The sequence below is a fragment of the Streptomyces sp. M92 genome, from assembly GCF_028473745.1.
Lineage (GTDB): Bacteria > Actinomycetota > Actinomycetes > Streptomycetales > Streptomycetaceae > Streptomyces.
The window spans coordinates 1,989,026-2,011,681 of record NZ_CP101137.1; the positions used below are offsets into that span (position 1 = coordinate 1,989,026).

The 22,656-nt window shown below is 69.9% G+C and carries 21 protein-coding genes; 13 read left to right on the forward strand and 8 right to left on the reverse strand.

What is annotated here, in order from left to right; all coding sequences use genetic code 11:
* Positions 1-112: 112 nt before the first annotated feature.
* Positions 113-688 (forward strand): dCTP deaminase, encoded by a 576-nt coding sequence (gene dcd, locus M6G08_RS09045; RefSeq protein ID WP_073726367.1) that lies wholly within the window; start codon positions 113-115, stop codon positions 686-688.
* A gap of 13 nt (positions 689-701) precedes the next feature.
* Positions 702-1,199: a phosphoribosyltransferase gene (locus M6G08_RS09050; RefSeq protein WP_043371585.1), complete on the forward strand. Its 498-nt coding sequence runs from the start codon at positions 702-704 to the stop codon at positions 1,197-1,199.
* 87 nt (positions 1,200-1,286) lie between these two features.
* Here the strand turns inward: M6G08_RS09050 and M6G08_RS09055 are convergent, their stop codons facing one another.
* Together M6G08_RS09055 and M6G08_RS09060 are read right to left on the reverse strand one after the other, a co-directional pair.
* Complete coding sequence (locus M6G08_RS09055) at positions 1,287-2,330, reverse strand: Yip1 family protein (protein ID WP_272586660.1); 1,044 nt, start codon at positions 2,328-2,330, stop codon at positions 1,287-1,289.
* A 117-nt stretch (positions 2,331-2,447) separates the two neighbouring features.
* Complete coding sequence (locus M6G08_RS09060; RefSeq protein ID WP_272586661.1) at positions 2,448-4,730, reverse strand: (Fe-S)-binding protein; 2,283 nt, start codon at positions 4,728-4,730, stop codon at positions 2,448-2,450.
* Positions 4,731-5,124: 394 nt separating this feature from the next.
* Here M6G08_RS09060 and M6G08_RS09065 point away from each other — a divergent pair, with 394 nt between their 5' ends.
* From M6G08_RS09065 to M6G08_RS09085, 5 genes are all read left to right on the forward strand, one after another.
* Positions 5,125-6,255, forward strand: coding sequence for an MraY family glycosyltransferase (locus tag M6G08_RS09065; RefSeq protein WP_272586662.1), 1,131 nt, complete (start codon positions 5,125-5,127; stop codon positions 6,253-6,255).
* A 95-nt stretch (positions 6,256-6,350) separates the two neighbouring features.
* Positions 6,351-8,213 (forward strand): molecular chaperone DnaK, encoded by a 1,863-nt coding sequence (gene dnaK / locus M6G08_RS09070; RefSeq protein ID WP_272586663.1) that lies wholly within the window; start codon positions 6,351-6,353, stop codon positions 8,211-8,213.
* The gene (grpE, locus tag M6G08_RS09075) at positions 8,210-8,896 is read left to right on the forward strand and encodes a nucleotide exchange factor GrpE (RefSeq protein WP_272586664.1); all 687 of its coding nucleotides are present in this window, start codon (positions 8,210-8,212) and stop codon (positions 8,894-8,896) included. Before dnaK ends, grpE begins: the two co-directional genes overlap by 4 nt.
* Positions 8,897-8,938: 42 nt before the next feature.
* Complete coding sequence (dnaJ, locus tag M6G08_RS09080; protein WP_272586665.1) at positions 8,939-10,135, forward strand: molecular chaperone DnaJ; 1,197 nt, start codon at positions 8,939-8,941, stop codon at positions 10,133-10,135.
* A 5-nt stretch (positions 10,136-10,140) separates the two neighbouring features.
* Positions 10,141-10,608: a heat shock protein transcriptional repressor HspR gene (locus M6G08_RS09085; RefSeq protein WP_217250830.1), complete on the forward strand. Its 468-nt coding sequence runs from the start codon at positions 10,141-10,143 to the stop codon at positions 10,606-10,608.
* 89 nt (positions 10,609-10,697) lie between these two features.
* Here M6G08_RS09085 and M6G08_RS09090 read toward each other — a convergent pair whose 3' ends face one another.
* Entirely contained in the window at positions 10,698-11,267 is a 570-nt protein-coding gene (locus tag M6G08_RS09090) for a hypothetical protein (RefSeq protein WP_272586666.1), read from the reverse strand.
* 321 nt (positions 11,268-11,588) lie between these two features.
* On the opposite strand from M6G08_RS09090, the gene M6G08_RS09095 reads away from it, so the two are divergent.
* The 4 genes from M6G08_RS09095 to M6G08_RS09110 all read left to right on the forward strand — a co-directional run bounded on the left by M6G08_RS09095 (position 11,589) and on the right by M6G08_RS09110 (position 16,243).
* Entirely contained in the window at positions 11,589-12,698 is a 1,110-nt protein-coding gene (locus M6G08_RS09095) for a sugar ABC transporter substrate-binding protein (RefSeq protein ID WP_383144095.1), read from the forward strand.
* 194 nt (positions 12,699-12,892) lie between these two features.
* Positions 12,893-13,273 (forward strand): hypothetical protein, encoded by a 381-nt coding sequence (locus tag M6G08_RS09100; protein WP_217250814.1) that lies wholly within the window; start codon positions 12,893-12,895, stop codon positions 13,271-13,273.
* Between the two features lie 121 nt (positions 13,274-13,394).
* Positions 13,395-14,081 carry an ABC transporter ATP-binding protein gene (locus M6G08_RS09105; protein ID WP_272586668.1) on the forward strand — a complete coding sequence of 229 codons (687 nt, stop codon included), beginning with the start codon at positions 13,395-13,397 and terminating at the stop codon, positions 14,079-14,081.
* Complete coding sequence (locus tag M6G08_RS09110) at positions 14,078-16,243, forward strand: hypothetical protein (RefSeq protein WP_272586669.1); 2,166 nt, start codon at positions 14,078-14,080, stop codon at positions 16,241-16,243. Before M6G08_RS09105 ends, M6G08_RS09110 begins: the two co-directional genes overlap by 4 nt.
* A 54-nt stretch (positions 16,244-16,297) precedes the next feature.
* Here the strand turns inward: M6G08_RS09110 and M6G08_RS09115 are convergent, their stop codons facing one another.
* Entirely contained in the window at positions 16,298-16,525 is a 228-nt protein-coding gene (locus tag M6G08_RS09115; protein ID WP_272586670.1) for a GntR family transcriptional regulator, read from the reverse strand.
* A 422-nt stretch (positions 16,526-16,947) separates the two neighbouring features.
* Entirely contained in the window at positions 16,948-17,679 is a 732-nt protein-coding gene (locus M6G08_RS09120; RefSeq protein ID WP_272586671.1) for a response regulator transcription factor, read from the reverse strand.
* Positions 17,680-17,988: 309 nt separating this feature from the next.
* Between M6G08_RS09120 and M6G08_RS09125 the strand changes: the two genes are divergently transcribed.
* Positions 17,989-19,026 carry a helix-turn-helix transcriptional regulator gene (locus M6G08_RS09125; protein ID WP_272586672.1) on the forward strand — a complete coding sequence of 346 codons (1,038 nt, stop codon included), beginning with the start codon at positions 17,989-17,991 and terminating at the stop codon, positions 19,024-19,026.
* Here the strand turns inward: M6G08_RS09125 and M6G08_RS09130 are convergent.
* The 3 genes from M6G08_RS09130 to M6G08_RS09140 are packed head-to-tail and all read right to left on the reverse strand — an operon-like array spanning position 18,989 to position 21,987.
* Positions 18,989-19,966 (reverse strand): helix-turn-helix transcriptional regulator, encoded by a 978-nt coding sequence (locus M6G08_RS09130; RefSeq protein WP_272586673.1) that lies wholly within the window; start codon positions 19,964-19,966, stop codon positions 18,989-18,991. The genes M6G08_RS09125 and M6G08_RS09130 overlap by 38 nt on opposite strands.
* Entirely contained in the window at positions 19,963-20,952 is a 990-nt protein-coding gene (locus M6G08_RS09135; RefSeq protein WP_272586674.1) for a helix-turn-helix transcriptional regulator, read from the reverse strand. The genes M6G08_RS09130 and M6G08_RS09135 overlap by 4 nt, the downstream gene beginning before the upstream one ends.
* Before the next feature lie 21 nt (positions 20,953-20,973).
* A complete protein-coding gene (locus M6G08_RS09140) occupies positions 20,974-21,987 on the reverse strand; it encodes a helix-turn-helix transcriptional regulator (protein WP_272586675.1) in 1,014 nt (337 codons plus the stop codon).
* Between the two features lie 295 nt (positions 21,988-22,282).
* Between M6G08_RS09140 and M6G08_RS09145 the strand changes: the two genes are divergently transcribed.
* Positions 22,283-22,618, forward strand: a complete 336-nt coding sequence (locus M6G08_RS09145; RefSeq protein WP_073726397.1) for a Rieske (2Fe-2S) protein — start codon at positions 22,283-22,285, stop codon at positions 22,616-22,618.
* The last annotated feature ends 38 nt before the right edge of the window (positions 22,619-22,656 follow it).

The following is a 22,656-nucleotide window of genomic DNA, read 5'->3' on the forward strand; positions in this document are numbered from 1 at the left end:
AGCAGCGGGAGCAGTAGCAGCAGTAGTAGCGGTAGCACAGACGCAGAGCGGGTTGGGCGCGCGGCGTGGCGGCGGTTGTCGCTGCTCCGCGCGCCTTGCGTATCCTCGGTGCGTGCTTCTCTCAGACAAGGACATCCGGGCCGAGATCGACGCCGGGCGGGTCCGCATCGAACCCTTCGACGACTCCATGGTGCAGCCGTCGAGCATCGACGTGCGCCTCGACCGCTACTTCCGGGTGTTCGAGAATCACCGGTACCCGCACATCGACCCCTCCGTCGAGCAGGTGGATCTGACCCGGCTCGTGGAGCCGGAGGGGGACGAGCCCTTCATCCTGCACCCCGGCGAGTTCGTGCTGGCCAGTACGTACGAGGTCGTCACGTTGCCCGACGACCTCGCCTCGCGGCTGGAGGGGAAGAGCTCGCTCGGGCGGCTCGGGCTCGTCACGCACTCCACGGCCGGGTTCATCGACCCGGGCTTCTCCGGACACGTGACGCTCGAACTCAGCAACCTCGCGACGCTGCCCATCAAGCTGTGGCCGGGGATGAAGATCGGACAGCTGTGCATGTTCCGGCTCGCCTCGCCCGCCGAGCACCCCTACGGGAGCGAGCGGTACGGGTCCCGCTACCAGGGACAGCGGGGGCCGACCGCCTCCCGGTCCTTCCTCAACTTCCATCGGACCCAGGTATGAGCAGGACGCGCGCATGAGTGATGTTCGGGAGAATCTGACCTACGAGCAGTTCGGGGTCGCCGTGCGCGAGCTCGCGCAGGCCGTCGCCGACGACGGGTACGAGCCGGACATAGTGCTGTCCATCGCGAGGGGCGGCGTCTTCGTCGCGGGCGGGCTGGCGTACGCGCTGGACTGCAAGAACATCCACCTCGTGAACGTGGAGTTCTACACCGGCGTCGGCACCACGCTCGAGATGCCGGTCATGCTCGCGCCCGTGCCGAACGTCATCGACTTCTCCGAGAAGAAGGTCCTCATCACCGACGACGTCGCCGACACCGGCAAGACGCTCAAGCTGGTGCGGGACTTCTGCCTCGACACGGTCGCCGAGGTCCGCAGCGCCGTGATCTATGAGAAGTCCCACTCGCTCGTCCAGTGCGAGTACGTGTGGAAGCGGACCGATCAGTGGATCAACTTCCCGTGGTCCGTGCAGGAGCCCGTCGTGCGGCGGGCCGGGCAGGTGCTCGACGCCTGAGCGTCGAGAGGGACGGCATGGTGCGTGTGAAGGGCCCCCGGCATCGGGCGAATTCGAGGGGCCCTTCACACGCACCACATCGTTCCGTCAGAAGGTGCCCAGCTTCACGATCGACAGCAGGGCGATCAGCTGGATCGCGGAGGCGCCGAGCGCCTTCGGCCAGGGGAGGTCGTGGGAGCGGCTGACCATGAGGGTCAGCAGGGCGCCGCCCGCGATCCAGGTGGCCCAGCCGAGGATCTGGACGAAGGGCGCGTCACCGCCGGCGAACATCGCGACGACCAGGCGCGGGGCGTCGGTGAGCGACATGATCAGCATGGAGAGGCCGACGGTCGGCTGCCACGCGCCGTCGCCGCCGAGCTGGCGGGCCAGGGTGTGGGTGACCACGCCCAGTACGAAGGCGCTCAGCACCATCGCGACGGCCGTCGTCAGCACGATCGGGATCGCGTTCGAGAGGGTGGCGTTGATCGCCTCCTCGCGGGCGGTGTCGAAGCCGAAGACGGCCAGCAGCCCGTAGAGGAACGTCACGATGAGCGCCGGCGCCCACATCGCGTAGTCCCGCATCTGGAGATAGGTCTGGTTGGGGGCGAGGACGACGCCCTTCAGCAGGGCCTTCCAGTGCAGGCGCGGGCCGACCGGGCCGGGCGGCGGGGCGGAGCCGGCGCGGTAGGTGTCGCCCTGGTTGTACGGGTCGTCCCCGACCGTGAACGCCTGGGTGTGGCCCGGGTTGTTGGCCGCGTAGGGGTCGTGCGGGGCGTGGCCGCCGTGCGGGCCGCCCTGGCCGTAGCCGCCGTCGCCGAAGTACTCCGGCTCGCCGTGGCCGCCTCCGGGCCCGCCCCCGTGACCGCCGTGGTGCGGCTGTGGCCACGGTGAGCCGCCGGAGCCGGGGCCGGGGGCGCCGCCTCCGTACGGCTGCTGCGGGTACGGCGGCTGAGGCGCCGCGGGACCGCCGTACGACGGTCCCTGGGGCGCCTGCTGTCCGTACGGTGGGTTTTGCGGTCGCGCGTGCGGAGCGCCGTTGTCCCGGCCGCGTCCGATCCTGAATCCAGCCACGCCTTCGAACGTACCTGGTCCCGCGGAGTGACGTGCGGGGCCCGGCCGTTCGGGGGGTCCTTTGCGGCCGACCTGTGACATCCCCTACGGGAGGTCCCCGAGGGCCCTGAGGGGTCCCTCGTCCCTCGTACGGCGGCACCCCCGGGTCCGGGCGGGACCTGGGGGTGCCGGGTGTAGGTGGCGGACCGGGGGGCGCGGTTACTTCACCGGCTCCGGGGTCGGCTCGTTCTCCGTCTCCTCCTCGCCGGCCGGGTCGGCCGGGGTCTTCACCGACTCCAGCAGGAGCTGGGCGACGTCGACGACCTGGATGGACTCCTTGGCCTTGCCGTCGTTCTTCTTGCCGTTGACCGAGTCGGTGAGCATGACGAGGCAGAAGGGGCAGGCCGTCGAGACGATGTCGGGGTTGACCGACAGGGCCTCGTCCACGCGCTCGTTGTTGATGCGCTTGCCGATCCGCTCCTCCATCCACATCCGCGCGCCGCCGGCGCCGCAGCAGAAGCCGCGCTCCTTGTGGCGGTGCATCTCCTCGTTGCGGACGCCGGGGACGGAGGCGATGATCTCGCGCGGGGGCGTGTAGATCTTGTTGTGGCGGCCCAGGTAGCACGGGTCGTGGTAGGTGATGATGCCCTCGACCGGGGTGACCGGGGTGAGCTTGCCCTCGTCGACCAGGTGCTGGAGCAGCTGGGTGTGGTGGATGACCTCGTAGTCGCCGCCGAGCTGCGGGTACTCGTTGCCGAGGGTGTTGAGGCAGTGCGGGCAGGTGGCGACGATCTTCTTCGCCGACTTGGGCTTCGCCGACTCGGGTACGACCTTGCCGTCGTCGTCCATCTCCTCGCCGAAGGCGGCGTTGAGGGACATGACGTTCTCCATGCCGAGCTCCTGGAACAGGGGCTCGTTGCCGAGGCGGCGGGCGGAGTCACCGGTGCACTTCTCGTCGCCGCCCATGATGGCGAACTTGACGCCCGCCATGTGCAGCAGCTCGGCGAAGGCCTTGGTCGTCTTCTTGGCGCGGTCCTCGAGGGCGCCGGCGCAGCCGACCCAGTACAGGTACTCGACCTCGGTGAGGTCCTCGATGTCCTTGCCGACGACCGGGACCTCGAAGTCGACCTCCTTGAGCCATTCCAGGCGCTGCTTCTTCGCCAGGCCCCAGGGGTTGCCCTTCTTCTCCAGGTTCTTGAGCATCGTGCCCGCCTCGGACGGGAACGCCGACTCGATCATGACCTGGTAGCGGCGCATGTCGACGATGTGGTCGACGTGCTCGATGTCGACGGGGCACTGCTCGACGCAGGCGCCGCAGGTGGTGCAGGACCACAGGACGTCCGGGTCGATGACGCCGTTCTCCTCGGCGGTGCCGATCAGCGGGCGCTCGGCCTCCGCGAGGGCCGCCGCGGGGACGCCCGCCAGCTGCTCCTCGGACGCCTTCTCCTCGCCCTCCATCGTCTTGCCGCCGCCGGCCAGCAGGTAGGGGGCCTTGGCGTGCGCGTGGTCGCGCAGGGACATGATCAGGAGCTTGGGGGAGAGCGGCTTGCCGGTGTTCCAGGCGGGGCACTGCGACTGGCAGCGGCCGCACTCGGTGCAGGTGGAGAAGTCCAGCAGGCCCTTCCAGGAGAAGTGCTCGACCTGGGAGACGCCGAAGACGTCGTCCTCGCCGGGGTCGGTGAAGTCGATCGGCTTGCCGCCCGACGTCATCGGCAGCAGCGCGCCGAGGGAGACGTCGCCGTCGGCGTTGCGCTTGAACCAGATGTTCGGGAAGGCCAGGAAGCGGTGCCAGGCCACGCCCATGTCGGTCTTCAGGGCGACCGTGATCATCCAGATGAAGGAGGTCGCGATCTTCAGGCCGGCGAAGAAGTAGACCAGGTTCTGGAGGGTCGACAGGTCCAGGTCCTGGAGGGCGGAGACGACCGGGTACGAGATGAAGAACGACGCCTCGTAGCCGTCCACGTGGTGCAGGGCGCCCTCGAGGGCGTGCAGCATGAAGATGCAGACGCCGACGATGAGGATGACGGCCTCGACGAAGTAGGCCTGGCCGAAGTTGGAGCCGCCGAAGCGGGACTTGCGGCCCGGCTTGCGCGGGTGGCTGAGCTGCCGGATGACGATCAGCGCGAGGATGCCGAGGACCGTCATGGTGCCGATGAACTCGACGAAGACGTTGTACGGCGCCCAGTCGCCGATGACCGGCAGGATCCAGTCGGCCTGGAAGAGCTGGCCGATGGCGTTGACGATCGTCAGCAGCAGGGAGAAGAAGCCCACCGCCACGAACCAGTGCGCCACCCCGACGATGCCCCAGCGGTTCATCCGGGTGTGGCCGAGGAACTCCCGGACCACGGTGACCGTGCGCTGCACGGGTTCGTCGGTCCGTGTGCCGGCCGGTACGGGCTGGCCCAGCCGCATGGAGTTGTAGATCTGCAGGACGGCGCGGCCGAACAGTGCCACGCCGACCACGATCAGGACCAGCGACACAATGATCGCGGCGAGTTGCATTTGGGGGCTCCTCGGGCCTGCGAGGTTGCGAAGGGGCGGTTGGCGCTCAGTACCGAGCGGTGTCGGTATTACTAAGCGGTAACTTAATTAGTCTGTCTGAGACTACCCCCATCCTCCGCCGCACTGTAGTCGGACGTGCGGTGATCTGCGTCGCTGAGGCAACCCTGACCGGCCCGGTGGCGTCGGGGCGGCGGGCGGAGCGGTCGGCAGGGGCCGGTCGTCCGGGCCGGTCGTCCGGGTTCGGGTGTCCGGGCCGGTCGTCCGGGCCGGGTGTCCGGGTTCGGGTGTCCGGGCCGGTCGTCCGGGCCGGGTGTCCAGGGCGGGTGTCCGGGCGCCACGCCGGGCCCGGGTGCCATTCATAGCAATTCGTGATATTCGGCATAGTTTATGCCCCGTGCTCTACGGGATCGCCGCCGCCACCGCCTCCTTCCTCCTCGCCGCCCTGCTCGCGGGGCTGCTGAGGGCGCCCGCCCTGCGCCTCGCCCTCGTCGACCGGCGCCGCCGACGGCCCGTCCCCCTGCTCGGCGGGGCGGCCGTGGTCCTCGTGACCGGGCTGGTCGCGTGGGCGGGGGAGTGGACCGGCGTCGTGCCGCTCGGCCCGGCGACCGGGCGGCTGCTGACGGCGGCCGTCGCGGTCGGCGCGCTCGGCCTCGCCGCCGACGTGTGGCGGCTGCGGCGGCGGTGGGTGGTCGCCGGCAGCGCCGTGGCGGCGGCGTGCGTGGTGCCGTACGGCGTGACCGGGCCGGTGGCCGGAGGGCTCGCCGTGGTCTGGATCGTGCTGGTCGCCGCCGCCTTCCAGGGGCTCGACCATGCCGATGGGGTGGCCGGCACGGTGGGGGTCGTGACGGCCTTCGGGGTCGCCGCCTGTGCCGCCGCCGAGGTGATGGACGCGCTCGCGGTGCTGCTGAGCGTGCTGGCCGCCGCGCTGACCGGGTTCCTGCTGCACAACTGGCACCCCGCGCGGGTCGCGCTCGGGGCGTGCGGTTCGCTCTTCGCGGGTTTCCTGCTGGCGGGAGCGGCGGTGTTCACCCGCGCGGGGCACGATCCCGGGGCCGGGGCGGGGGTCCTGTTCGCCCTGACCGCGGTGGCGGGCGCCGACGCCGCCCTCGTCCTCGTCTCCCGCCGGCTGGCCGGGCGGCCCCTGCTGCGGGGCGGTCCCGACCATCTCGCCCACCGGCTGCGCCGGCTCGGGCTGACCCCGCAGGGCGCGGTGGCCGTACTCGGCACGGCCTCGTTCGCGGGGGTGCTCGTGGGCGTGCTCGTGCACACCGGATGGGCCGGCCGGGTGGCGGTGCTGTGGGTGGCGGGCGGCGCGGTCGTCGCGGTGGCGGCGCTGTCGCGCGTACGGGTGTACGGGCCGGCGCGCCGGGCGCGAGCCGTTTCCCGGGCGGCGTCGGGGGCAGCCGCGGTGCCGTGCGTCGCGTCCACCCAGGGGGCCCCGCAGCGGTCGATTTTCCCGGTTCGTCAGACCCGGGGCGCCGAGAAACCGCAGGTCAGTGCGCCGTTGCGTGTAAGGAACGGATAAGAGTTGAGTCGTGCTGACTCACCTCTGTTGACCCAGCCGACGGGGTCGTGCACACTTGAGCCTGTTCCACTCAAGTCAGCTGGAGGTTATTCACCATGGCACGTGCGGTCGGCATCGACCTGGGCACGACTAACTCCGTCGTCAGCGTTCTGGAGGGCGGCGAGCCCACCGTCATCACCAACGCCGAGGGCGCCAGGACCACGCCGTCCGTCGTCGCCTTCGCCAAGAACGGCGAGGTGCTGGTCGGCGAGGTGGCCAAGCGCCAGGCGGTCACGAACGTCGACAGGACCATCCGGTCGGTCAAGCGCCACATGGGCACCGACTGGAAGATCAACCTGGACGGCAAGGACTTCAACCCGCAGCAGATCAGCGCCTTCGTGCTGCAGAAGCTGAAGCGGGACGCCGAGTCCTACCTGGGCGAGAAGGTGACCGACGCGGTCATCACCGTCCCGGCGTACTTCAACGACGCCGAGCGCCAGGCCACCAAGGAGGCCGGCGAGATCGCGGGCCTGAACGTCCTGCGCATCGTCAACGAGCCGACGGCCGCCGCGCTGGCGTACGGCCTCGACAAGGACGAGCAGATCATCCTCGTCTTCGACCTCGGTGGCGGCACCTTCGACGTCTCGCTGCTGGAGATCGGCGACGGCGTCGTCGAGGTGAAGGCCACCAACGGTGACAACCACCTCGGTGGTGACGACTGGGACCAGCGCGTCGTCGACTACCTGGTCAAGCAGTTCCAGTCCGGCCACGGCGTGGACCTGTCCAAGGACAAGATGGCGCTTCAGCGCCTGCGCGAGGCCGCCGAGAAGGCCAAGATCGAGCTGTCCTCGTCCACCGAGACCAACATCAACCTGCCCTACATCACGGCCTCCGCCGAGGGCCCGCTGCACCTGGACGAGAAGCTCACCCGCGCCCAGTTCCAGCAGCTGACGTCCGACCTGCTGGAGCGCTGCAAGACGCCGTTCCACAACGTCATCAAGGACGCCGGCATCCAGCTGTCCGAGATCGACCACGTCGTCCTCGTCGGCGGCTCCACCCGTATGCCCGCCGTCGCCGAGCTGGTCAAGGAGCTGACCGGCGGCAAGGACGCCAACAAGGGCGTCAACCCGGACGAGGTCGTCGCCATCGGCGCCGCCCTGCAGGCCGGTGTCCTCAAGGGCGAGGTCAAGGACGTCCTGCTCCTCGACGTCACCCCGCTGTCCCTCGGCATCGAGACCAAGGGCGGCATCATGACCAAGCTGATCGAGCGGAACACGACGATCCCGACGAAGCGTTCGGAGATCTTCACCACCGCCGAGGACAACCAGCCCTCCGTGCAGATCCAGGTCTACCAGGGCGAGCGCGAGATCGCGGCGTACAACAAGAAGCTCGGCATGTTCGAGCTGACCGGTCTGCCCCCGGCGCCCCGCGGCGTCCCGCAGATCGAGGTCGCCTTCGACATCGACGCCAACGGCATCATGCACGTCACGGCGAAGGACCTCGGCACCGGCAAGGAGCAGAAGATGACCGTCACCGGCGGCTCCTCGCTGCCGAAGGACGAGGTCGACCGGATGCGCCAGGAGGCCGAGAAGTACGCGGAGGAGGACCACGCCCGCCGCGAGGCCGCCGAGTCCCGCAACCAGGGCGAGCAGCTCGTCTACCAGACGGAGAAGTTCCTCAAGGACAACGAGGACAAGGTCCCCGGTGAGGTGAAGACCGAGGTCGAGTCCGCCGTCGCCGAGCTGAAGGAGAAGCTCAAGGGCGAGGACACCGCCGAGATCCGCACCGCCACCGAGAAGGTCGCCGCCGTCTCGCAGAAGCTGGGCCAGGCCATGTACGCCGACGCCCAGGGCGCGCAGGCCGCCGGCGGCGAGGCCCCGGGTGCCGACGCGGGTGCCGGTGCCGACGGCAAGGGTGCCGACGACGACGTCGTCGACGCCGAGATCGTGGACGACGAGCGCAAGGACGGTGCCGCGTGACGGAGGAGACCCCGGGTTTCGACGAGAAGCCCGACGTCCCCTCCGGCGCCGCCCCTGAAGACGCCGAGCCGCAGGCCGCCTCCGAAGAGGGGGCGGCCCCGGCCGGGGACGCGAGCGAGAACGCGGGCCTGGTGGCCCAGCTGGACCAGACGCGTACGGCGCTCAACGAGCGCACGGCCGACCTCCAGCGCCTCCAGGCCGAGTACCAGAACTACCGCCGCCGGGTGGAGCGGGACCGCGTCGCGGTCAAGGAGGTCGCCGTGGCGAACCTCCTGTCCGAGCTGCTTCCCGTGCTCGACGACATCGGCCGCGCCCGGGAGCACGGCGAGGTCGTCGGCGGCTTCAAGTCCGTCGCGGAGTCGCTGGAGTCGGTCATCGCCAAGATGGGCCTCCAGCAGTTCGGCAAGGAGGGCGAGCCCTTCGACCCGACGATCCACGAGGCCCTGATGCACTCCTACGCGCCGGACGTCACGGAGACGACCTGCGTGGCGATCCTGCAGCCCGGGTACCGGATCGGCGAGCGCACCATCCGCCCCGCGCGGGTGGCGGTGGCCGAGCCGCAGCCCGGCGCCCAGACGGTCAAGCCGGCCGAGGAGGGCACCGAGGGCGAGGAGGGCACCGACTCCGCCGAGAACTCCGGGAACACCGGGGCCAAGGAGAGCGGTGGCCCGGACGAGGGCTGAGCTCGAAGTGACGCATAAGGCGCGAGAGGAGGGACGTCGGGGATGAGTACCAAGGACTTCATCGAGAAGGACTACTACAAGGTTCTCGGCGTCCCCAAGGACGCCACCGAGGCCGAGATCAAGAAGGCGTACCGGAAGCTCGCCCGCGAGAACCACCCGGACGCCAACAAGGGGAACGTCAAGGCGGAGGAGCGCTTCAAGGAGATCTCCGAGGCCAACGACATCCTCGGCGACCCCAAGAAGCGCAAGGAGTACGACGAGGCCCGCGCCCTCTTCGGCAACGGCGGTTTCCGCCCGGGGCCGGGCGCGGGCGGCGGCACCTTCAACTTCGACCTGGGCGACCTCTTCGGAGGCGGCGCCCAGGGCGGGGGCGGCCAGGGCGGCGCCGGGGGCTTCGGCGGCGGCCTCGGTGACGTCTTCGGGGGCCTGTTCAACCGCACCGGCGGCGGACCCGGCACCGGCACGCGCACCCAGCCGCGCCGCGGCCAGGACATCGAGTCCGAGGTCACCCTCAGCTTCACCGAGGCCATCGAGGGCGCCACGGTCCCGCTCAGGATGTCCTCGCAGGCACCCTGCAAGGCATGTTCGGGCACCGGCGACAAGAACGGCACGCCGCGCGTGTGCCCGACCTGCGTCGGCACCGGGCAGGTCGCCCGGGGCTCGGGCGGCGGCTTCTCGCTCACCGACCCGTGCCCCGACTGCAAGGGCCGCGGCCTGATCGCCGAGGACCCCTGCGACGTCTGCAAGGGCTCCGGACGCGCCAAGTCCTCCCGGACCATGCAGGTCCGCATCCCGGCCGGGGTGTCGGACGGGCAGCGCATCCGGCTGCGGGGCAAGGGCACGCCGGGCGAGCGGGGCGGACCGGCGGGCGACCTGTACGTGGTGGTGCACGTCAAGGAGCACCCCGTCTTCGGCCGCCGGGGCGACAACCTCACGGTCACCGTCCCGGTGACGTACGCGGAGGCGGCCCTCGGCGGCGAGGTCAGGGTCCCGACCCTCGGCGGCCCCCCGGTCACGCTGAAGCTGCCGGCGGGCACGCCCAACGGCCGCACCATGCGCGCCCGGGGCAAGGGCGCGGTCCGCAAGGACGGCACCCGCGGCGACCTCCTGGTCACCGTCGAGGTGAGTGTTCCGAAGGACCTGACGGGGAAGGCTCGTGACGCGCTCGAGGCGTATCGCGAGGCGACCGCGGACGAGGATCCGCGGGCGGAGCTGTTCCAGGCCGCGAAGGGAGCTTGATCGAGATGGACGGCCGTAGTCCCCGCCGGCGCGGGGGTTTCTCACCGTACGAACTGACCGAGGACACCCCGGTCTACGTCATCTCGGTGGCTGCCCAGCTCTCCGGTCTGCACCCGCAGACCCTGCGCCAGTACGACCGCCTCGGCCTGGTCTCCCCGGACCGCACGGCCGGGCGCGGCCGGCGCTACTCGGCCCGCGACATCGAACTGCTGCGCCAGGTGCAGCAGTTGTCGCAGGACGAGGGCATCAACCTGGCCGGTATCAAGCGCATCATCGAACTGGAGAACCAGGTCGCCGCCCTCCAGGCGCGCCTGGCCGAGATGCAGGACGCCCTCGACGGCGCCGCCACGGCGATGCGCCAGCGCGAGGCGGCGGTGCACGCCTCGTACCGTCGTGACCTGGTCCCGTACCAGGAGGTCCAGCAGACCAGCGCCCTGGTGGTGTGGCGCCCCAAGCGGCAGCAGTCGGACTGACGGCCGGAGGCCGGAGGAAGGGGCCCGGGGCCGTGCACGCACGGACCCGGGCCCCTTTCCGTCCGCGGCGGGCGGGCGAGCCGCAGCCGTCAGCCGGGAACGATGTCGCCGATCGCGTCGGCGGCCAGCAGCCACATGGGGTGGGCGCCCGTGCCGAAGGCGGCGGCCAGCGCGTATCCGAGGGCCGCGTCCAGCGCCTCGGGCTCCGCGCCCTCGCGCCACTCGGCCAGCACCCGCCCGTCGCCCTGCGAGACGAAGTCCCCGACGTGCTCCCGGCCGCGCAGCAGCCGGCTGCCCGCCACGGAGTCGGGCACCAGGCGCCAGCCCTGGCCCGCGTACCGGACGTCGACGGCGAACGAGCGCCGGGTCAGCCGCCCCTTCGACGGGTCCACCACGGCCTCCTCGCCGTCGACGGTCAGAGCGAGCCGGTCCCCGTCCCGGGTGCCGACGGGAACGTGTCCGTCGTCCTGCGGCCCCTCGCGGCGGAGCTCGACGCGGGGCACCGCACCGCCCTCGACGACGACCTCGCCCCGGCCGGTGTCCAGACGGACGCGCACGGCGCCGAAGCGCTGGTCCTCGACGACGCTCTCCATGACGTCCGTGCCGTCGGTGCCGTCCGTGCCGTCCGTGACGTCGGTGTGGTCCGTGTCGTGCCCCATGCGCGCGTTCCTCAGCTGTGCGGTTCCGGCGGTTGTCAGTACGTCAGACGCGTTCGCCCGGCGCTCCGTTTCCGTGCCGCCGTGGTCACTCCGGTGGCTGTGCGCACACGTGTGTGCGGGACGTGACCAGCCGGTGTGCGCAGCTCCGCCGGACCTCCGCGGTACGTCCGCATCGCCCCCGCCAGTTGAGCGGAACGTACTGTGCCCATCTCGTTAAGTGGTTCCCCTTGACGCCGATGGTGGCCAAAGCGTTGGCTTTTCAGTCACATGGGCCGCACTGCTGTGCCCACGTCCCGATTCGCACATGAAGTGAGCCCTCGCATGCGTCGTCGTACTGCCATAACCGTGGCCGCCACCTCCATGTCCCTCATGCTCGCCGGCTGCGGCACGCTCGGTGCCTCGGAGAGCAGTGACGAGGCGAGCCCGACCAAGGGCAACGACATCACGGTGGGCCTCCTCCTCCCGGAGAAGGCGAACACCCGCTACGAGCAGTTCGACTACCCCTTCTTCAAGGCGAAGGTCGCCGATCTCACCCGCGACCAGGGCAACGTCAAGTACGCCAACGCCGAGGCCAGCTCGTCCAAGCAGGCCGACCAGATGCGGCAGATGATCGACGACAAGGTCGACGTCATCGTCCTGGACGCGGTCGACGCCAAGTCCATCGGGGACAGCGTGCAGAAGGCCAAGGACGCCGGCATCCCGGTCATCGCCTACGACCGGCTGGCCGAGGGCCCGATCGACGCCTACATCTCCTTCGACAACGAGCTGGTCGGCGAGGTCCAGGGCCGCTCCCTCCTCGAGGCGCTCGGCGGGGACGCCGACAGCTCCGACAAGATCGTCATGATGAACGGCTCGCCCACCGACCCCAACGCCAAGCAGTTCAAGGCCGGCGCGATGTCCGAGCTGAACGGCAAGGTGACGATCGCCCAGTCCTTCGACACCGAGGACTGGAAGCCGGAGAACGCCGAGGCGAACATGGCCGAGGCGATCGAGAAGATCGGCAAGAACAACATCGCGGGCGTCTACTCCGCCAACGACGGCATGGCCGGCGGAATCATCAACGCCCTGGAGGACGCGGGCGTCACCGACCTGCCGCCCGTCACCGGCCAGGACGCCGAACTGTCGGCGGTGCAGCGGATCGTCACCGGCGAGCAGTACATGAGCGTGTACAAGTCCTACCCGCAGGAGGCGGAGCACGCCGCGGAGATGGCCGTGGCCCGTGTCCAGGGCCGGGACATCCAGTTCGACGCCCTCGCCCGCGAGCGGGTCGACAGCCCCACCCACAAGGGCATCCCCGCCCAGCTGGTCCCCGTCGTCGCCCTGACCCAGGACAACATCAAGGACACGGTCATCGCGGACGGCTTCTACAAGGTCTCCGACATCTGCACGGCCAAGTTCGAGGCGGAGTGCGCGGAGATCGGGCTGAAGTAGGCCGGCCCCCCGGCAGGGCGTACCCCCCCGGCAGGGCGGGGGACATGAGCACACCCCCCAACGGGTGGATTCTCCGCATGACCGCCCCGCAGCAGTCTTGGAGTCACAGGAACCGTGCAGTTCACTCCCGCGCGGTTGCCGCCCGGCCGCCTGCCGCGGTCCGGGAACTCCATCGGACAAGGGGACGCAGTTCAGTGAACGTCAGAATCGCACGGCGGCTGGGGGTCGGGGCCATCGCCGCCCTGGCTCTGAGCACGGCGACACCTGCCTTCGCGTACGAGATCGGCCCGCACTCCTACGGCGGCGAGCTCCGGTTCTGGACCGAGGGCAACCGCTCGATCATGAACATCAAGGACACGGGATCCAGCCACTGGGTGAAGGCCGAGTACTACCGCGTGGCTCACTCGGGCACCAAGCTGACGCTGTGGAACAAGAACGGCCCGAACGGTCCTTCCGACAACGACGGCAACAGGGGCACCGTCGAGAGCGGTAGGCATTCCGAGATCTACAAGGCCCGCGGCACAGTCTCGCGCAACAACCTGCCCGACTGGCACACCAGTTGGTACTCGGGCTGACGGATCCCCCGTCCGCGCAGCCTGACCACAGCCTGACCGAGAGGCCGACCGGCCTCTCGGTCAGGCATGTGTCGTCGGCGCCGTCCACATCGAGTGATCCCCCCGACCAAGGGAGCTCCGCGTGACCTCACCCCCTGCCCCACCCGTTCTGCGACTGAGCGAGGTGGTCTACGGCGTGTCCGGCCGAAGCCTGCTCGCCGGTGCCGACCTCACCGTCCCGGCGGGCAGTTCCGTTTCCGTGATGGGACCTTCCGGGAGCGGGAAATCCACCCTGCTGATGTGTGTCATGGGGCTGATCCGCCCGCAAGCGGGACGTGTCGAGGTCGTGGGACAGGACGTGACCCGGCTGTCCGCGCGGGCACTCGCCGCGCACCGGCGGCGGCACGTCGGCATGGTCTTCCAGTTCGGCGAACTTCTCCCCGAACTCACCCCGGTGGAGAACGTGATGATCGCGAGCCTGCTGGCCGGTGACGCGGTCGCCGACGCTCGCGCCCGTGCCGAGGCGCTGCTCGGCCGCCTCGGGGTGCCCGGGGCCACCGCCACGAGCGACCTGTCCGGCGGGGAGCGGCAGCGCGTCGCCGTGGCTCGAGCCCTGGTCAACACGCCTGAGCTGCTGCTGGCGGACGAGCCCACGGGAGCGTTGGACGGCGAGCAGCGGGAAGCAGTGGCCGACCTGCTGTTCAGCACCCCGCGGGAACACGGGTGTGCCCTGGTCGTGGTCACGCACGACCCGATGGTCGCCGGCCGCGCCGATGTGCGGCTGCACCTGCACGAAGGACGCCTGGTCCAGGCCCAGGAGGCGCGGTGAGCGGCGGCGGCCTGCGACGACGGCTCCTGCGCATGGGACGCGCCGCGTCCCGGTCGGCGGAAGCGGGCCGCATCCGGTACTTCTCGCTGCTCGCCGCCACTGCCGTGGCGGTCCTCGCCGTCTGCGGATTCCTGCTCGCCGCGTCCTCGTTCGACGGCCGTACCGAGCGCAGCCAGGCGCGTTGGCCGCAGATCGCCGAGGACGGCTCCGCCGCTCTGCTGTGGAGGGCGACGCTGGCCAGCGTCGACGACCGGCAGTACGACGTGGTCTACATCGAGCCGCTCACCCCCGACGCCCCCCTGCCGCCCGGTCTGAGCGAATGGCCGAGGCCCGGTGAGGCCGTGCTCTCCCCTGCGCTCAAAGCGGTCGGACCTCAGGTGCGTGGCGAGTACGGACGGGCCGTGGGCGCCATAGCGGCGGACGGCCTGGAGTCGCCGAGCGAGTACTTCGCGTACGTACGGCCGACGGCCGAGCGACTGGACCGGGAGGGGATGACGAGAGCTTCGGGTTTCGGAGTCTCCTGGACACCGTCGCTCGGGGAGCACATGTACAACTTCGGTCCGAAGGAGTTCTACTGGGCCTACCTGGCGCTGGTCGGTCTCCCGGCCGGATTGTTCGTCGTGATCGCCGCCCGGGTGGGCGCCGCGGCCCGGGACCGCCGGACCGCGGTCCTCACCGCGCTGGGCGCCTCCGGGAGTGCCCGGGCATGGTTCACGGTGGGTGAGGCGCTGCTGCCCGTGGTCCTGGGGGCGTCGGCAGCGGCCGCGGCCGTGGCTCCCGTGCTTCTCACCGACGTACCGCTGCCCGTCGTCGACTTCGTGCTGTACCTGCCCGACGCCCGGGCAGCGCTGCCCGGACTGGCGCTCGCCGTACTGGGCGTACCGCTCGCGGTGCTGGCCGCCGTGGTGCTGCTCCAGCCGCGCTACCGGCCGGGCGTCTCGACCCGGCCCGTGGCCGGCAAACGGCGCCGCGAGTGGATGCTGTGGCTGTTCCCCGTGGCCCTCTTCGGCACGGTGCGGGGCACCGACCTGGCTCCGTACGACCTGCGGCTGCCCGTTCTGGCGGCCGGCAGCGTCATCACCATCGCACTGTTGCCCGGGGTGGCCGGTGCGGTGGTGTCGGCGGCCGGACCCGCGCTGGCCAGGTTCGGTGCCGCACGCGGCCGGGTGGGCATGCTGGTCGCGGGCAGGCGCCTGGCGGTGGGCGCGCGCCCCGTCGCGCGACTGGTGGCCGCGGTGGTCGTCGCGGTCGGTCTCGCCGCTCAGGGGCAGATCGCGATCAGCCTGTTCACGGACATGAGTGACCGGGTCGACGCGGTGGAGGAACACCTCGGCACCAGTGTGGTGCAGGTGTCCACGACGCTGTCCACGACGGCTGCCGACGTGGCGTCCTTCGAACAGAACCTGGGGCCAGGAGTGCACGCCCTGGCCATGGCGAGAGATCCGCGATCGGGGCGGGTCGATCTCGTCGCAAGCTGTCCGGTATGGCGAGGCCTGGGCGTCGAGTGTCCGGCTGCGGCCCCTGCCGAATTGCGTACTCGGCATGCCGGTCTGGATCGGGCGGCGGAGTTGGAGCGGTCGGTCGGAATACGTCTCCACGCTCGTACCGGAGACGTGACCGAGACCGTGCGTACGGCCGAGGAACCGGCCCTGATGGTCCTGGCGCAGGACGGACGGGAGCTGTCGCTGTCACGGGTGCACCGGGCCGCCAACGCGCACCTGGCGATGGCGACCGACGTTCAGGTGTTCGCGATGGCCGGCGCCTTCGGCGGCAGTGGCGAGGGCATCGCGGCCGGGCGGTGGCTGGAGTTGCTTTCCGTGGCGGGCGTGTTGGTGATCGTGGTCGTGGCCGGGATCGGCGCGGTGGCCCAGTTCGTTCGGACCGGCCGCGAACTGGGCCCGGTCTCGGTGCTGAGCGGCAACGGCCGCGTGTACTACGCGGTCTCCGTCTGGTCCCTGCTGGCGCCGACCGCGTTCGCGGTGTGCGCGGCCGTCGCCGTGACCTGGTACGTGACCACACCGCTGATGGCGGACTCCGCCGCCCGTCTGTCCGCGCTGTCGGCGGTGGGCGCGGCCGGGCTGGCGTGCGCGGCGGTCATGACCTGGTGGGGCGCCCGGACGGCGTCAGCGGCGGGGCTCGTGTGGCGTCCGCGCAACGATTGACGCGGAGCGCCCGTGACGAACCCGAGGTGCGTGGGTACGTCCCGCACCTCGGGGCTACTTCTCCGGGACGAAGGACCCTTGCCCGAGGACGGTGTAGAGCCGCCCCTCCGCCCGAAGCGCGGCCACGGCCTTCTGCACGGTGCTCGGCGCCACGTCCATCTCGGCGGCCAATTCGTTCACAGCGGGAAAGCGCGCACCGGGCGCGTACTGGCCCGCCTCCAGGCGTCGCCGCAGCTCATCGGCGACCTGCGGCCACACGGGCACCGAGCGATCAAGGTCCATGATGCTCAGCGTCCGCGTATTTGCGTGATCCCGCGACCGCGTATACGCGAATACGCGTATGCTCCGTTCTGTGAGTCCCCCGCGACCGTGCGACCGGCCCGGGGGTATGGCCACCAGCTACTGAGGAGCTGACGACATGAGCCACACTAGCCACGTCCGACTACTGCCCTGGAGAGGGCCCGAGGGCAACGCGCGTACCTGATCACCGACGGCACGGCCGGCCCGCTCTCTCTGCTGGCTGACGAAGTCGAGAATCAACAGGTCGAGTCGGCAGCCGTCGTGGTGGAGCTTGCACGCCCCATGGTCGAAGCCGCGTCCGGCCTCACAGTGGACGAACTCCGCTGGATCACCCGTCGTCTCGTCGAAAGCCTGACGGACGTGCTCAACATCGCTGAGAGTCGCGCACGGCGCGGCGCGGAGCGTCACGGCACCTGCGGACCGCCGCACGCGAGGGTGTCCCGCTGCTGTGGGCCCGTCGTCGGCTGCTCGGACACCTGCGCCTGCCAGACGATCCGGGAGGCCTGGACGCGGTTGTCGACGCCGAGCTTGGTGTAGAGCCCGCGGATGTGGTCCTTCACCGTGTGTGCACTGATACCCAGCGTCTCGGCCATGTCGGGGTTCGAGGCGCCGGCCGCCAGCAGTTGGGCGATCTCCCGCTCGCGATGGCTGAGTTTCCCCAGCATTCTGCGCGCGGTGGTCGCCGCGTCGGCCGTGCGGGCAGGCCGAACGTACTGGTCGACGAGGAACTGGGCGGCGACCGGCCCGAGGGCGACCGTGCCTTCCGCGGCTGCCCTCACCGCCCACGGCAGGTGCCGCACGGAGTTGGCGCGCAGCAGGATGCCGCGGGCCCCGTGGCGTAGCAGCGTGCGGGTGGTGTGTTCCGTCAGACGGTCGACCAGCACGACGTGGGCCGGAGTGGGCACCGGAGCGTTCGTCGCTCTCGGTGCGGTCGGGTTCGACGACCGGAGTGCCTCGAGTGCGTCGTCCGGGCTGCGGTGGCTGCTGACCACGACGTGCAGACGGGACGTCCGCACCAGGGCGGACGTCGCGTCCGAGGTCTCGCGGACGATCCGGATTCCGCCGTCCTCCTCCAGTACGCGTCTGACGCCGACCCGTTCCAGCGGCTCCCGGCCGAGAATGCCTACGCGTATCACGTTCTCTGTCCCCCTCATGTCCCAACGCCGTGCCGCCCCTGGCGTCCGCGGCCCTGCGGGCGCGACGAAGGCCGACGTCTCCGGTGTGGCATGCGGAGTCGGTCAGGCTCCGCTGTCACCCAGCATGCACACTCCGTACACCCGGGCGACACCTCCAGCTTGCTGCATCAAGGGGAAGCGGAGGGGTTGGCATAAGGGGTGATTGAGGTGCATATCATCTGCGAGTAGGGGAGGAGCCGTGTTGCGGACCCGGTCCCGGCCGCGCATAGTTGCGCTGCGGAAGGGCCGAAACCGGGGGTGGGATGGGCGATGGCCGGGCACGGGGCTCAGGAGCATCCACACGGTGCCGACCGGCTGTGCGCGGACGGGGACCGGGTGTACTCCAGAGCCGTACGACGCGGCCGGGTGCCGCGCCGGGACGCCGAGCCGGCCCCCTGCCTCCTCGAACTGGCCCTGCTGCACCCGGACCCCGACGACATGGACTGGCTGGTGCCGACCTCTCCGCAGGAGGTCATGACCCGGCTGCTGCGTGGGCTCTACGACGAGGTCAGCACGAGCCAGCGACGGGTGGGCTCGGCGGTGGAGGCCTTCGAGTGGTACGCGGGCCTGGACGGCCGGTCCCGGCCCGCCGCCGGCACGGAGGGCACGGCGATCCGCGTCCTCGACGGCCTGGCCCGCATCCAGGCGGCGATGGACGAGGCGACGCAGGCCTGCACGACGGAGGTCCTGACCGTGCAGCCCGGCGGCATCCGGCGTGAGGCGGAACTCTCCGAGGGCCTGCACCGGGCGCTGGCGCTGCGCGGGCGCGGGGTGCGGATGCGGGACCTGTACACGCACGTCGCCCGGCACGGCCAGGGCCTGCTCAACTACCTGGAGCTGATGGGCGACGCGGTGGAGGCCCGCACGCTGGACGAGGTGATCGACCGCCTCATCCTCTTCGACCGCACGGTCGCCTTCATCCCCGCCAACACCGACCGCACGATGGCCCTGGAACTGCGCCACCCCGCACTGATCGCCTACCTGGTGACGGTCTTCGAACGCCTCTGGCGCCTGGCGATCCCGCTGACCGCCCAGCTCCCCGACACCGGCATCGAGGGCATCTCCCACCGCGAGCAGTCCATCGCGGCGCTGCTGGCGGAGGGCCACCAGGACGCGGTCATCGCGGAACGCCTCGGCATAAGCGTCCGCACGGCCCGCGCCCACATCGCCCGCCTCTCGGAGACCTTGGGCGCGGCCAGCCGGACGCAGCTGGGTGTACGCATCGCCCAGGCAGGCCTGGACGGCTCACCGCGCGCGGTGCCCTCCCCCGTCATCTTTCCGGGTCAAGAATCCCCGACTGCCCGATGAGGTAGCCGAGTTGCGCGCGGCTTTCGCTGCCGAGGGTGGCGGCGAGTTTGGCGATGTGGACGCGGGCGGTGCGGACGTTCATGCCGAGGCGTTCGGCGATGACGTTGTCGGTGTGGCCTTCGATGAGGAGGGCGGCTATGGCTCGTTGGCGGGGGGTTATGCCGTTGAGGGTGCGGTGGTGGACGGCTGAGGGGTGCATAGGGGTTGCCAGGTGCCAGAGGCGGTCGAAGACGCTGCCCAGGTAGGTGACTAAAGGACGGTGACGGATTTCCACGGCCAGGGTCCGCTGCTTGTTGGCGGGGATGAAGGCCACCATGCGGTCCAGCATGAGCATTCGCTGGGGCAGTTCGTCCAGGGTGCGGACCTCGATGTCCCCATGAAGCTGCTCGAAGTGCGCTAGGACTGCTGGGTCGTGGCGCGTGGTGTGCTGATAGAGAGTCCGCATGCGGGCGCCGCACGACAGCAAACGCTGTTCCCTGGGGAGCGCGACGGCGAGGGCAGCCGGCGAGCGCCTGCCGCCCGGCTGGATGGTGAGTATCTCTTGGGACGCCTCATCGGTGACGCGGCCGATCGCGTCGTTGATCCGGTCGATGCCGTGCAGGACGGTGATGCCGTCTGTGGCCGGAAGGCCGTGGCCGTCCCTTGTGCCGAGGGTCAGGAGCGGCTCGAAGGCTTCGGTGAGCCACGATTCGGCGCGCCGCCGACGGGCGATGTCCTCTTCCATACGGTGCAGCAGGCGTGGGAGGGCGAGGGCCGGCAAGAGTGGACGCAGCCTGCGCACGTCCTCGACGTCCGGCTGGAGGATTCCCGATTGGGTTACGCACGGCATCGCAGCGGCCTCGTACTCGGGCACCGTTCCCTCGCGCAGTGCTCGGGCGTAGAGCTGCAGGCCCGCTTGGCATACAGCTTCCGCCCTGTGCTCGTGCGCCTCTGCCGTCATGGACGGTCCTCCACCGTCAATATCCCCGACTGCCCGATGAGGTAGCCGAGTTGTGCGCGGCTGTCGCTGCCGAGGGTGGCGGCGAGTTTGGCGATGTGGACGCGGGCGGTGCGGACGTTCATGCCGAGGCGTTCGGCTATGACGTTGTCGGTGTGGCCTTCGATGAGGAGGGTGGCTATGGCTCGTTGGCGAGGGGTGATGCCGTTGAGGGTGGGTAGTTGGGCGGCGTGGGGGTGCATGGGGGTGGCGAGGTGCCAGAGGCGGTCGAAGGTGTTGACGAAGTAGGCGACCAGGGCGGGGTGGCGGACCTCAAGGGCGAGTGAACGGTCGGCGCTGGCCGGGATGCTAGCGACCGTGTCGTCCACGATGATCAGTCGTTTGGTGACTTGGTCGAGCGTGCGCGCCTCCACATCCCCCCGAAGGCGTTCGTATCGTCCGATGATCAAAGGCGCATGGCGGACGGTGTGTTGGTATAGGGCTCGGACTCGACCACCATTGTCGAGAAACGCCTGGTCCCGCTCCATGGCCGCTTCGTGGTAGCGGAAGGGCGGAACGACCAAACCCTCGTGCGGCTGGATGGCGAGGAGTTGGTGCTTGCCCGCGGCCATGGCTTCGGAGATGGCCTGGCCTACTTGCTCCTTGCTGCCGAGGAGTCTCAGGTGTGGACTCTCCTCACCGCCGACGGCTCGACGCTCGAGGCGCATGAGCGGCTCGAAGGCGTCTGCCAGTCTCTGCCCGCGACGTCGTTCGACCGAGATGCGTTCCTCTGTGGAACGGAGCAGGCGCTGCAGTGCGACAGTCGGAGCGACGGGCTCCAGCCGGTCCAGGCCGTCGATCGAGGGGTGGAGGATGCCGTTGTCGATCAGGCAGGGTGCCGTCGTCGCCTCGGCGCTGGTGAGGTGCCCTTCTCGTAGCGCACGGGCGTAGAGCTCCAGGCCCGCATCACACAACTCCTCCGCTCCATGGTGGTGTGCCTCAGCGGTCACGCGTGGCCCTCCTCCTCAGGGTCAATGATCCTTCCTAAGGATCCCGGACTGGGCGATGAGGTAGCCGAGCTGGGCACGGCTGCCACTGCCCAGGACCTGAGCGAGTTTGGCGATGTGGGCACGACACGTGCGCACGTTCATCCCCAAGCGACGGGCGATGGCCTCGTCGACGTGACCTTCGACCAGAAGCTTCGCGATCGAGTGCTGGATCTCCGTGATGCCACCCGAATCGGCTTCGTAGGGGGCTCCGGCACTCAGCGGCACCGCCCGGTTCCATATGAACTCGAAGACCCTCACCAGGTACTGGACAAGGCCGGGGTGACGGAGCTCCAGGGCGACCTGTCGATCTTCACGAACTGGAATAAACGCCACGCTCTCGTCGCAGATGATGAGCCGTTCCACCAGTTCGTCGATGGTGCGGTACTCCACCTTGCCGTCCGTGAACTGATCCGCGTACGCGAGTCTGTCCGGACTGAACCGAGCAGTGTGCTGGTAAAGAGTACGGATGCGTACGCCCCGTTCGATCAGAGGCCTGTCTCGCTCCAGTCCTTCCAGCAGCCGCTTCTCGGGGCGTCTGTGGCTGCTCGGCTGAATCGTGAGTACCTCGGTGTGGCACTGGGCTGTCGCCGAGTCGAGTGCCGCGTTGATGCGGTCGAGGCCTTCCAGGACCGTGATGGAGTGAGCAGGACCGGTCTCCTGGGCGCTGATGTCCATGAACGGTTCGAAGAGTTCGGCCAGGACCATGGACCGCCGACGCCGCTCCGTGATCTCACGTTCGATCGGATTGAGCCGCTGGGCCAGTGCCACCGACGGCGGCACCGGCCGCATCCAGTCGCCGTCGTCGGGGTCGAGGTGGAGCAGCGCCAAGTCCATCAGGCACGGAGCGGATTCGACATCGACCCTGAGTACGCGACCGGCCCTGAGAGCGTCCGAGTAGAGACGGCGTCCTTCGGAGCACAGCTCGTACGTCGAATGGGGATGCTCCGGATTGGTCCCATTTATCACTGAATATCCACCCCCCAGGGTCCTGAACATGCAGGAACATGATGCACCGATTGTGTGGCCATGACGTGCCTGAATGAGCCATCGTCTTATCGGACGGGGGAACGAGGGACCATCAAGTGAGGACGAAGCCGACTATGCGTATGAGAATGCTTCGCTCGGTGCTTGTTGCTGCCTTCTCCACCGTTGTGGCCTTCGGCGCGCTGGCCGGCCTCTCGGGTGGGACGAGCAGCGAGCACAAGGCGGGTGGCACTCACTCTGTGGCGGTTGCGGTCATGGGTGAGACCCCTGTGGCTCTTCCGGCCGATACCGTGTGGGACTGATCGACATGACGACTCCACCCGACGACCGCTCCTTCCGTCGCGAAATGGCCACCGCCTACCGCTCCGGCTGGCACTTCATCGACCTGGTCACCGCGATCCCCCACCCCGGTGACTCCCTGATGGTGACCGTCTTCGGCGAGCCGGTCGTCGTCACGTTGGACGAGGACGGCGACGTGCGGGCGTACCGGTGCCTGCGGCGGCCTCGGGGGGCGCCGCAGCCCGTGCGGTGCGCCATCCGTTACGGAATGATCTTTGTGAACCTGGACCAGAGGGACCACCGGCTCGCGCAGCCGGCGGACCCCGAAGTGAGGACCATCTCGGCCACCCCCCGCAGTGCCTGACGCGATTCCCCCGTCGTAACAGATCGCTCAGGTGCTTC